Raw genomic sequence first — 10663 nt, forward strand, 5'->3', positions numbered from 1 at the left:
CGTGAGGGGGACGCACACGGCGTCGGCACGGGGCTCGACCGGGGCGGAGGGCGGCGGCGCGGCGAGCGTGAACCACACCACCTTCCCGTCGGCCCCGCACGGGCGGACGCCCCAACTCTCGCTGAGCGCGCCGACGATGGCGAGACCGCGACCGGAGGTGGCCAGCTCCTCACCCGCGTCGTACACGTCGAGGGGGTCCTGGCAGGCGACGGCCTCCGGTATACGGGGGTCGTGGTCGCGGACGGAGACCGTGAGGCGGTCGAGCAGGAGCTCGATCTCGACGGTGCACCGCTTCTCCGGCCGGGCGTGCCGGTGGACGTTCGTCAGAAGCTCGGTGACACCGAGCACGGCATGGTCGACCAGCGCGTCGAGCTGCCAGTGGCGAAGATGGGCGGAAACGATTCTGCGGATCTGTCCGATCCGCGACGGCAGGGCTTGGAGCTCCACCGCGTAATACCTGCTCGGCTCGCTGATCACGGCTGCGACTCCCCGAAGTAGTCCGGAAGAAGACGAAGATTCGGATCTCACATGCGGTACAGCAGGGTGGTGAACTGAGCTCAGTGTCACCACCGGTCAACCCTCGGTGAGGTGCTACCAGCCTGGACCAGTGGTGAACGTCCCGCAACTCACGGCGACGTGCGGGGGCGGAGTGGTTCGTGATGACCCGCGTCGACCCGAGGCGCCCCACGGGCTCACGAGGGTTCGTGATGCCCCCGCGTCGGCCCGAGGCGCCCCGCAGCCCCGTCGCGCGCCGTCAGCGCCGTCCGGCCGCCCGCTTCAGGGCCGCCAGGAACCGCCCCGACTCCTCCGGGCGGCCGGGGTCGCCCTCCTCGGAGCCGTCCTCGTGCAGGGTGAGCCGGTAACGCGTGCCGTTCACGGTGGCCACCGCCTCGTCGGGTCTCGCGAACCACGGGCGTCCGGCCCGGACCGCCGTCACCGGCGCGCTGTCGATCTCGCTGCCGTAACTCGTGAGGAGGCTGAGCCGGCCGTCCTCGATCCGCACCTCCCCGGCGCGCGTCAGCGAACGCGGCCAGCGGTCGATCCGTACGCGCCTCGCGCTGAACTCCGGTTCCGACATGCCGTTCCGCCCCTCTCACCCGGTTGCCGACTCCAGTGTGCCGGGCCGTCGCGGCCCGCGCCAGAGGCCCTCCCCGGAGGCCTCCTCAAGGCATCCCTATGGACAGTCAAAGGAAACGTTTGCCCAGGTGAGAGGGGTATGGTCGGCAGCGGGGGAGTACGTGGGAAGTGATCGAGGAGAGCGCGGATGAGCACCACCGAGAACAGTGTGGCGAGCGGTGTCGCGGCGGCGACGGTGACCGTGGACATCGACCGCACCGATCCGGCCTACCGGGCCTGGCTCAAGGAGGCCGTCCGCAAGGTCCAGGCCGACGCCAACCGCTCGGCCGACACCCATCTGCTGCGGTTCCCGCTCCCCGAGAAGTGGGGCATCGACCTGTACCTCAAGGACGAGTCCACCCACCCCACCGGCAGCCTCAAGCACCGCCTGGCCCGCTCCCTCTTCCTGTACGGCCTCTGCAACGGCTGGATCCGCCCCGGCAAGCCCGTCATCGAGGCCTCCAGCGGCTCGACCGCGGTCTCCGAGGCGTACTTCGCGAAGCTGATCGGCGTCCCCTTCATCGCGGTGATGCCCCGCACGACCAGCGCCGAGAAGTGCCGGCTGATCGAGTTCCACGGCGGGCAGTGCCACTTCGTCGACGACTCGCGGACCATGTACGAGGAGGCGGCCGCGCTCGCCGAGCGTACCGGCGGCCACTACATGGACCAGTTCACGTACGCGGAGCGGGCCACCGACTGGCGCGGCAACAACAACATCGCCGAGTCGATGTACCAGCAGCTGAGGCTGGAGCGCTACCCGACGCCCGCCTGGATCGTGGCCACCGCGGGCACCGGCGGCACCTCGGCCACCATCGCCCGCTACGTCCACTACATGCAGCACGACACCCGCATCTGCGTCGCCGACCCCGAGAACTCCTGCTTCTTCGACGGCTGGACGCACCACGACCCGCACGCCACCGCCGACTGCGGTTCGCGGATCGAGGGCATCGGCCGCCCCCGGATGGAGCCGAGCTTCGTGCCCGGGGCCGTCGACCGGATGATGAAGGTGCCCGACGCGGCCAGCGTCGCCGCCGTTCGCGCCCTGGAGTCGGCGATCGGCCGCAAGGCGGGCGGATCCACCGGCACCGGTCTGTGGAGTGCCTTCAAGATCGTCGCCGAGATGGTCGCCCACGAGCGGACCGGCAGCGTCGTCACCCTGATCTGCGACGGCGGCGAGCGGTACCTCGACAAGTACTACTCCGACGACTGGCTGGCCTCGCAGGGCCTGGACATCGGCCCGTACAGCGCCGCTATCGAACGCTTCCTGGCGACGGGGGCCTGGCCGGAGTGAGCCGCCGGTCGAGCCGGCGTGCGGCGTCCCGGAAGGACAGCCCCACGCCCGGCCCCGCGAGGCGCAGCGCCAGCCGGAACGGAGCGGCGCCGTCGGCGGCCATGGTCCACCGCAGCCGGGTGCCCCGGCCGGCGGGGGAGAGGGCCCACTCCTCCGCGAGGGCCGCGATGCCGGGGGCGTTGGTCGCGTCGACCCGGTAGGCGTACCGGGTGTCGGGCTCGGCGGCGAGGATCGTCTCCTCGAAGAGGATCCCGCCCCGGAGGCGCACCGTGCGGCCCGCCTCGTCGGCCGAGGGGACGGCCGAGGCCACCGCGGTGAACCAGGAGGGCATGCTGCCCACCTCCACGGCGAGGGCGCGGTAGACGGTCGGCGGCGGGGCGGCGAGCGTCGCCGAGAAGACCAGACGGACGGGCGCGGACGCGGTGAAGTCGAGCTCCACCGGCCTCAGTCGGCGTGCCATGGACCAACCCTCCCCAGGATGGAACCGGACGGAAGCGAAAGGGCACCCTAGCTGACGGCTTGTCAACAGCACAGGGGGTACGGAGGGTGGCCCGCCTCACGCCGACRCCCCGGCCCCACGGCGCCCGAGCGCGGGCCGCACCCCGAACGGGCCGGGTCCGTCGTCCCCGCGGTCGGCGCTCTCCGTGTCGGCGGACCCGGCCGGCGCCCCGGGCTCGTCGTACCCGCTGGGCGGGCGCTGGGCCTCGTACGCGCTCCACGTGCGGTTCGACAGGTACCAGAGGAGGCCGACCAGCAGGGTCGGGACCCAGCCCGTCCACCGCTCGGCCGAACAGGGCTCGCCCCGCCCACCCGAGCACCGGGTCGAAGGCCCGCGGCACGCCCCGTACCGTCAGCTCCTCCGTCCACACCACCCGGCTCCCGCCGTGCGGCCCGGCGGTCACCTCCACGAGGGCCCACCCCCGTACCACCCGACCGGACTTCTCCAGGCGGCAGACTCCCGGGCGGCCGGCCGTCGGGGGTTCCCAGCGCACCACCTCCATCGGGTCGTCGAAGGACAGCCGGCCGATGCCGGTACGGGCCGTGAAGCGGGTCCCCGTCCGGTTCGGCCCCGGAGTCAGCACCCGCGTGCGGGTCAGCGGCACCTGCCGCCCGTGCGCCGGCCAGTCCGTGAGCCGCCGCCACACCTCCGCCGGAGCCGGCGACACGGTCCGCTCGACCCGGAAGAGGCTCATGCCTGCTCCTCGCCCGCCACCACGAGCCCGGGCAGGTGCTCCGCGACCTCGCTCCGTGCCTCCCCGGGCAGCCCCCGGTCCGTCACCCAGGTGTCGACCTCGTCCAGACCGGCGAACGAACTCAGCCCCACCGTGCCCCACTTGGTGTGGTCGGCGACCACCACGACCCGGCGCGCCGACCGCATCAGACAGCCGTTCGTCTCGGCCTCCGCCAGGTTCGGCGTCGAGAGCCCCGCCTCCACCGAGATGCCGTGCACCCCGAGGAACAGCAGGTCGAAGTGGAGGGAGCGGACCGCCCGGTCCGCGACCGGCCCCACCAGGGCGTCGGACGGCGTGCGCACCCCGCCGGTCAGGACGACCGTAACCGCCCCGCGCCGCGACTCCCCGCCGTTCCCCGTCAGTCGGGCCTCGTGGAAGACGTCCGCGACCCGGACCGAGTTCGTCACCACCGTCAGGTCCGGCACCTCCAGCAGATGCCTGGCCAGGGCGTACGTCGTGGTGCCGCCGGAGAGGGCGATCGCACTGCCCGGGGCGACCATCCCCGCCGCCGCCCGGGCGATCTCGTCCTTGGCGCTGGGTTCGAGGACCGACTTGGCCTCGAAACCCGGCTCGTGGGTACTCGCCTCGACCACCGGAACGGCCCCGCCGTGCACCTTCGCCAGCATGCCCTGCCGGGCCAGCGCGTCCAGGTCGCGACGGATCGTCATGTCCGAGACGCTGAGGCGCCGGGTCAGCTCGTTGACCCGTACACCGCCGCGCCGCCGGACCTCGTCGAGGATCAGGGCACGACGCTGCTCCGCGAGGAGGTTCTGGTTGTCAGTCACCGCCGGGGCCGGTCCTTCCGCAGGGGACAAGGGGATGGGTGTCGGATTCGGTGAGGAACGGTGCGCGGGCGCGCCCCTGTCCGCGATCCTGGTGCCGACGTCGCATCTTCCCACCCTGAGAGGAAGTCCCCTCAGTGTCCCCTGCCACACCCGCTCCGCAGCGCGGCGGCGCGGCGCTCGAACTCCTCGTCCACGGAGTCGGCGGAGCCACCCCCCAGGACATGCTCGACGACCCGAGGACCGTACGGATCACCGGCGACCGGACCGCGGCCATGCACCGGCGCGCCGAGGACCTGGACGCCGAGGACCACCCCGAGCGGTACGCGGCCCGCCCGGTCCCGGAGGCGTACGTCTGGTCCAACCTGACCTCGGGCGACGGCGCCCGCGCCCTGTGGCTGCTCCTCCTGCCCTTCATGGTCGCCAACCTCGCGCACTGGATGCGCCCGCCGTCCCAGGGCCGGCCGGGCCTCGTCCGTACCTACGGGGTCCTCGTCCGGCTCGTCGCCCTCACTCTCACGGTGCTGCTCACCGCCGCGGCCTGCGAGGTCGCGCTCGACCTGACGGCCTGGCAGTGCGCCGCCGGCGCCGCCTGCGCCGACGCGCACTCCTGGCTCGGCTTCCTCTCCGAGGCGCGGGGCGGCTGGTGGTCGGCGCCCGGCCGCCGCCTCGCCGTCGCCGCCCTGGTCCCGACCCTGCTGGTCGGCCTCCTCTGGTACCTGTCGAACCGCACGTGGAGCGCGTACGAGGCCCAGCGCCCGCCCAGCGGGTACGACGAGCCCGGGGCGCCGGCCGGGTCCGCCGACACGGAGAGCGCCGACCGCGGGGACGACGGACCCGGCCCGTTCGGGGTGCGGCCCGCGCTCGGGCGCCCCGGGTTCTGGTACGGGCGTCGGCTCGTGGCGCGGCTCCGGGCGGCCCACACCGCCGCCGGGTTCCTCACCGTCGCCGCCGCCCTCGCCACCGCCGCCGCCCGGCACGACGACACCGTCCCGGGCGCCGGCGCCGTCGTCGGACGGGCCCTCGTGTCCGCGGTGGCCGCCCTCGCGGTGCTCGTCCTCTGGGTCGTCTGCCGCCGCGGCCGCAGCGAGCGCCGCCTCGACCAGCGCGTCGAACGCGCCCTCGTCTCCTGGCTGCCCGGCGCCTCGCTCACCGTGCTGGCGCTCACCGTCCTGTACGCCGGCTGGGCACGGCCCGGCTGGACCTCCCAGGGGGCGCTCCCCGGCAACGTCGCCTTCGGCGGCCTCACCCTCGCCCAGGGCGCCCTCGTCGTGGCCCTCGGGGTGGTCGCCCTCCTCCTCCAGCGGACCCGGGTGGACGGCCGGACCGCGCTCCGCGGACTCGGCGGCCCCGCCGTCGCCATGCTCGCCTGCGCCCTCGCCGGGGTGATGTCGGGCGGTGTCGCGCAGCGCGTCGCCGACTGGCTCGACGGGCCCGCCACCCCCGGCATGGGCGACCGCGGGCCCAGGATAGGACCGCCCGTGCTGCTCAGCTGGCAGGCCTCGGTCATTCCCGTCCTGCTCCTGCTGCTGCTCGTCCCCGCCGTCCTCCTCGCCGTCCGGACCGTGCTGGCGGGGCGCCGGCTGCGCGCGCTGGTCGAGGCCGACTACGCGGCGGCCGACGAGCGCGACCCGGTCCGCACCGGCCAGATCGCCGCCGGCCGGGCCCGGGCCTCCCTCACCGACTCCGCGCCCGTCCTCGTCGGAGTCGTCTCCGGGGCCACCCTGCTCCTCGGCGCGGGCTCCGTCGCCGGGGCCTGGGCCAGCGGGAACGTCCCCGGCAGGGCCTTCGACGGAGCCCACCCGGCGATCGCCTCGCTGGCCACCGCCACCCAGGCCATCGGCTCCTGGATGATCGGCTTCGGCTTCCTGCTCTTCGTCACCTGGGGGCGCCGCGCCTACCGCGACGCCTCCGCGCGCCGCACCATCGGCATCCTCTGGGACGTCGGCACCTTCTGGCCGCGCGCCGCCCACCCGTTCGCCCCGCCCTGCTACGCGGAACGGGCAGTGCCCGACCTGACCTGGCGCATGAGCTCCTGGACCAGGAGCACCGGCGGCCGGCTCGTCATCTCCGGGCACTCGCAGGGCAGTGTGCTCGCCGCCGCCGCGGTCTGGCAGCTGCCGCCCGCCACCCGCCGCCGGGTCGCGCTGCTCACCTACGGCTCACCGCTGGAGCGGCTCTACGGCCGCTGGTTCCCGGCCTACTTCGGTCCGGACGCGCTGCGCGGGCTGCACCGCACGGTGCACTGCTGGACCAACCTCTACCGCGCCACCGACCCCATCGGCGGACCCGTCCGGGTTCCCGCCGAGGACGGCAGGCCGGCCGTCGACGCGGCGGTCCTGCTCGACCCGGTCGCCTACGGCCGCACCCGCGCGCACCCGCTTCCCGAACCCATCCTCGGCCACTCCGACTACCAGGCCGACCCGGCGTTCGCCCGGCGGCGGGGCGCCCTCCTGGACCGGCTGCCGCCGGCCGTCCCCCACCCCCGCGGGCCGAACCCGGCCGCGGATCAGGGGAGTTCGGGCAGATCCTCCGGATAGAGCAGGGTCAGGTCGTCCGTGCTCGTCTCGGCGAGCTCGGCGACCCGCCCCGCGTGCCGCTCGACCATCGACTCGAAGGTCTGCCGCGCCGTGCGCCCGTTGCCGAAGGCGGGGCCCTTGGGCAGCTTCGTGAAGTACGCGCGCAGCGCCTCGTCGGTGCCCGGGGCGAGCCGGTACTCGTGCTCGTCGGCCTGCTGGCCGACGATCCGGAGCAGTTCGTCCGGGTCGTAGTCGCCGAAGGTGATGGTTCGTGAGAAGCGGGACGCCACACCGGGGTTGACGGTGAGGAAGCGCTCCATCTCCGCCGTGTAGCCGGCGACGATGACCACCACCGCGTCCCGGTGGTCCTCCATCAGCTTCACCAGCGTGTCGATCGCCTCGCGGCCGAAGTCCCGGCCCGAGTCCTCGGGGGACAGCGCGTACGCCTCGTCGACGAACAGCACTCCGCCGCGCGCCCGGTCGAAGGCCTCCTGGGTGCGGATCGCGGTCGAGCCGATGTGCTCGCCCACCAGGTCGACCCGGGAGACCTCCACCAGGTGCCCGCGCTCCAGGACGCCGAGCGAGGCCAGGATCTCGCCGTACAGCCGGGCCACGGTGGTCTTTCCCGTGCCGGGGTTGCCGGTGAAGACGAGGTGCCGGCGGACCGAGGCCGCCTTGAGCCCGGCCTCCTGCCGCTTGCGCCCGACCTCGATCATGTTGGTGAGGGTGCGCACCTCCAGCTTGACGCTGTCGAGGCCCACCAGCCCGTCCAGTTCGCCGAGGACGTCCTGCGAGGACCGGGCGTCGACGACCGGAACGTCCGGGGCCGGCGGGGCGGCCGTGACGCGCGGCGCGGGGACCGTGCCGAGCAGCCCGCCGGGCTGGGTGGCCGTCAGCACCGTGCCTCCCTCGGGCACGGAGGAGCGGACCGCGCTCTCGTCGCTGGTGCAGTCCTCGGCGCTCGCGCCCTCCTCGGGGAACTCGTACCCGCCGCGCGCGCACCGCTCGGTGCGGCACTTGCGCAGGGTGGTCCGGCAGCCGTCGGTGACGTGGAACCCGTAGCCGCCGCTGCCCGTGACCCGGCAGCCGGTGAAGGAGCCGCGGCCTTCCGCCGACACGTAGAAGCCGGCCTCGGCGGGCGAGGTGACCGTGCACCGGTCGATCGTGGGGTCGGCGCCCTTGGTGACGATGACGCCGGTCTGCACGGAGTCGATGGTGCAGCCGCCGAGCGTGCCGCCGCTGCCGTGGTCGCGGAACCAGGCTCCCGTGGAGGCCTCCCTGATCCGGCAGTCGTCGAGCTGCGCGGTGGCCCCGTCGCTCACCGACACAGCCGTGTTCCGCACCTGCGACAGGTCGCTGTCGACCACGTCCACGCGCGAACCGCGGTCGAGGACGAACAGCGCGTCCGGTACGTCGTGCACCCGGCAGGCGTCGAGGACGGCGGTCGCCCCGTCGCTCACCCAGACCGCCGGGTAGTCGCCCGTGCTGTCGTGGATCTCGCACTGGTTGGCGTCCACCCGGGTCCCCGGGTCCCACACCGACAGGCCGTTGCGGCCGAAGCGGCGCACGGTGGACCGGGTGAGGGTGAGGACCGAGCGGGAGCGCAGGTCGACGGCGTTCTCCGGGACGTCGTGGATGTCGCAGTCGGAGAGCGTGAGGACCGCGTCGGTGTCGAGCGTGATGCCGTCCCCGGAGGTGCGGTGCACCGAGGAGTCGGAGAGGTGGGCGGTGGCGCGGGCCGCGATCTGGAGTCCCGCGCCCTTGATCTCGTACACCTCGCAGCCGACGCCCTCCAGCGCGCTGCCCTCGCCGGTGACGGCGATCCCGGCGCCGGAGGCGTGGTGGATCCGGCAGCGTTCGAACCGGGGGTGGGCGCCGCCGCGCACCGAGACGCCCGCCTGCCCGGCGGAGACCACCTCGCACTCCTCGAACACCCCGGCCGCCCCGTCGACCACGGCGATGCCGACCCCGGCGGGGTTGTCGACGGTGCAGCGGCGGACCGTCGGCCGGGCCGTGCCCCGCACCTCGATCCCGGCCGCCGAGCGGGTCGTGATCCGCAGGTCGAGGAGCTCGGGGGTGCCGTCCTCGACGAGGAGGGCCGGGGCGGCGACGTCCTGCCCCTCGATGTGGAGGTCCTGGACGGTGACGGAGGCGCGCAGCGTCAGCGGCACCCCGTCCGGCGGGGCGATCCGCACCGAGCCGATCGCGCCCTCGGGGCCGCGCAGGGTGACCGCCTGCCGCACCACGAGGTTCTCCCGGTAGGTGCCGGGGGCGATCGTGAGCACGTCGCCGTCCCCGGCCGCCTCCAGTGCTGCGGCGAGCGAGGGGTACTCACCCGTGCGGCGCCGCCACCGCGATGTACCGGTGTGCGTCACCTGGACCGTGCCCTGTGCCATGGGTGTGTCCTGCCCCCGCCTCATGCCGTGCCGCTGATCCGATGCCCCACCGTAGCGCGCGCGGGGGCACCGGGTTGACGGGTCGCGGACGCGCGCGGGCAGCCGTACGGGATGGGCACCGGGCTCATGTCACGCCCGGTCAGGGGACGGTCGCCGATGGTCGAGGTCGGTCGGGCTCGATCGTGCTCCGGCCGAGGGGCCGCCCGTCCCACGGGCGTGGCCGTGGACGGGCGGCCGGCCGGGCTCAGTCCAGGATCTTCACCTCGTCGCCGACCCGGACGGTGCCGGTGTGCTCGGGGACGAGGTTCTGGCCGAAGATGGCCCGGCCGTCGCTCCTGCGGTGCCGGGCGAGGGTGCGCAGCGGCTCCTTGCCGCGCGCGGCGGTGAGCTGGTCCGTGGTGGTGACGACGCAGCGCCCGCACGGCCGGGCGACGCGGAAGGCGACCTCTCCGACGGCGAGGCGCGTCCAGTCGTCCTCGGCCCAGGGCGAGGTGCCCGCGACGACCAGGTTCGGCCGGAAGCGGTTCATCGGGAGGGGGCCCTCGTCCGGGTGGTCCCCCTGTGCGATGAGGGAGTTGAGGGCGTCGAGGGAGGCGGTGGTGGTGACGAGCAGCGGGTAGCCGTCCGCGAAGCTCACGGTCTCGCCGGGCAGCGCGTAGTCGGGGTCGACCGGGCGCCGGTGCTCGGGGGCGTCCATGTGGACGAGCCGGAACTCGCCCTCCAGCCGGGCCGAGAGCCAGTCGGCCGCCTCGGGGCCGGCCGGCACGGCCTCCACCGGCTTGTCGAAGATCTCGATCGTGACCGTGGACGAGGGGTGCGGTACCTCGACGGTCAGCGGGGCGTGACCCGGCGCGGAGAGGGTGAGCGCTCCGCCGGGCAGCGGCAGCGCCGTGGCCAACGCCATCCGGGGGTGACGGCGTTGGGTCACGACCTTGCCCGCCGCGTCGACGACGGCCCAGCGGCGGTCCCCGGCCAGACCCCAGGGCTGGACCTCGGCCTCCGTGACGTCCAGCGCCCGCATGGCCTTCACCGGATGGACGTGGACGGAGCGGAGCACAGGAGTCGGCATGCCGTCATCCTGCCAGCCGCTCCGGACCCGACGCCGTGCGGACGGGGAAAGCCGGGGTCAGTAGCCCCCGCCCTGGTAGGGGCGGTTGTACGGGTCCTCGTACTGCATCGGCGCGGGTGCGGGCCGGGGCGCGGCCGGACGCATCGCCTCGTACCCCGCGGGGGCGGGGCGCGGCGGCTGCGCGTACTGGCCCGCCTGGAAGCCGCGCGGGGCCGCCTGCTGCTGCGGGATGTACGGGGTGGGGGCGTGCTGCAGGGG

General features: G+C 74.4%; 9 protein-coding genes and 1 pseudogene. 2 read left to right on the forward strand and 8 right to left on the reverse strand.

Going from position 1 to position 10663, the window contains the following annotated elements:
* Positions 1 to 477, reverse strand: a 477-nt coding sequence (locus tag EAO70_RS02870; protein WP_148001466.1) for an ATP-binding protein, incomplete at its 3' end; no start/stop codon positions are given.
* Positions 478 to 754: 277 nt separating this feature from the next.
* Entirely contained in the window at positions 755 to 1078 is a 324-nt protein-coding gene (locus tag EAO70_RS02875; RefSeq protein WP_148001448.1) for a hypothetical protein, read from the reverse strand.
* A 186-nt stretch (positions 1079 to 1264) separates the two neighbouring features.
* On the opposite strand from EAO70_RS02875, the gene EAO70_RS02880 reads away from it, so the two are divergent.
* On the forward strand, positions 1265 to 2407 hold the full coding sequence (locus tag EAO70_RS02880; RefSeq protein WP_148001449.1) for a PLP-dependent cysteine synthase family protein: 1143 nt from the start codon (positions 1265 to 1267) through the stop codon (positions 2405 to 2407).
* Here EAO70_RS02880 and EAO70_RS02885 read toward each other — a convergent pair.
* From EAO70_RS02885 to EAO70_RS02895, 3 genes and pseudogenes are all read right to left on the reverse strand, one after another.
* Complete coding sequence (locus EAO70_RS02885) at positions 2367 to 2867, reverse strand: SRPBCC family protein (protein WP_148001450.1); 501 nt, start codon at positions 2865 to 2867, stop codon at positions 2367 to 2369. The two genes, EAO70_RS02880 and EAO70_RS02885, sit on opposite strands and share 41 nt — an antisense overlap.
* Before the next feature lie 307 nt (positions 2868 to 3174).
* Positions 3175 to 3600 (reverse strand): annotated as a pseudogene (locus EAO70_RS38765) (SRPBCC family protein); the annotation flags it as partial.
* On the reverse strand, positions 3597 to 4424 hold the full coding sequence (locus EAO70_RS02895) for a DeoR/GlpR family DNA-binding transcription regulator (RefSeq protein ID WP_148001451.1): 828 nt from the start codon (positions 4422 to 4424) through the stop codon (positions 3597 to 3599). The gene EAO70_RS02895 and the pseudogene EAO70_RS38765, both read right to left, overlap by 4 nt.
* 134 nt (positions 4425 to 4558) lie before the next feature.
* Here EAO70_RS02895 and EAO70_RS02900 point away from each other — a divergent pair, with 134 nt between their 5' ends.
* Positions 4559 to 6961 (forward strand): hypothetical protein, encoded by a 2403-nt coding sequence (locus EAO70_RS02900; protein ID WP_148001452.1) that lies wholly within the window; start codon positions 4559 to 4561, stop codon positions 6959 to 6961.
* Here EAO70_RS02900 and EAO70_RS02905 read toward each other — a convergent pair.
* The 3 genes from EAO70_RS02905 to EAO70_RS38770 all read right to left on the reverse strand — a co-directional run.
* Entirely contained in the window at positions 6931 to 9336 is a 2406-nt protein-coding gene (locus tag EAO70_RS02905; RefSeq protein ID WP_148001453.1) for a right-handed parallel beta-helix repeat-containing protein, read from the reverse strand. The two genes, EAO70_RS02900 and EAO70_RS02905, sit on opposite strands and share 31 nt — an antisense overlap.
* A gap of 244 nt (positions 9337 to 9580) precedes the next feature.
* Complete coding sequence (locus tag EAO70_RS02910; protein ID WP_148001454.1) at positions 9581 to 10405, reverse strand: MOSC domain-containing protein; 825 nt, start codon at positions 10403 to 10405, stop codon at positions 9581 to 9583.
* A gap of 57 nt (positions 10406 to 10462) precedes the next feature.
* Positions 10463 to 10663 (reverse strand): DUF6643 family protein (locus EAO70_RS38770; protein ID WP_315986199.1); only part of this gene is annotated, 201 nt, incomplete at its 5' end.

The organism is Streptomyces sp. adm13(2018) (assembly GCF_008042145.1).
Classification (GTDB): Bacteria; Actinomycetota; Actinomycetes; order Streptomycetales; family Streptomycetaceae; genus Streptomyces.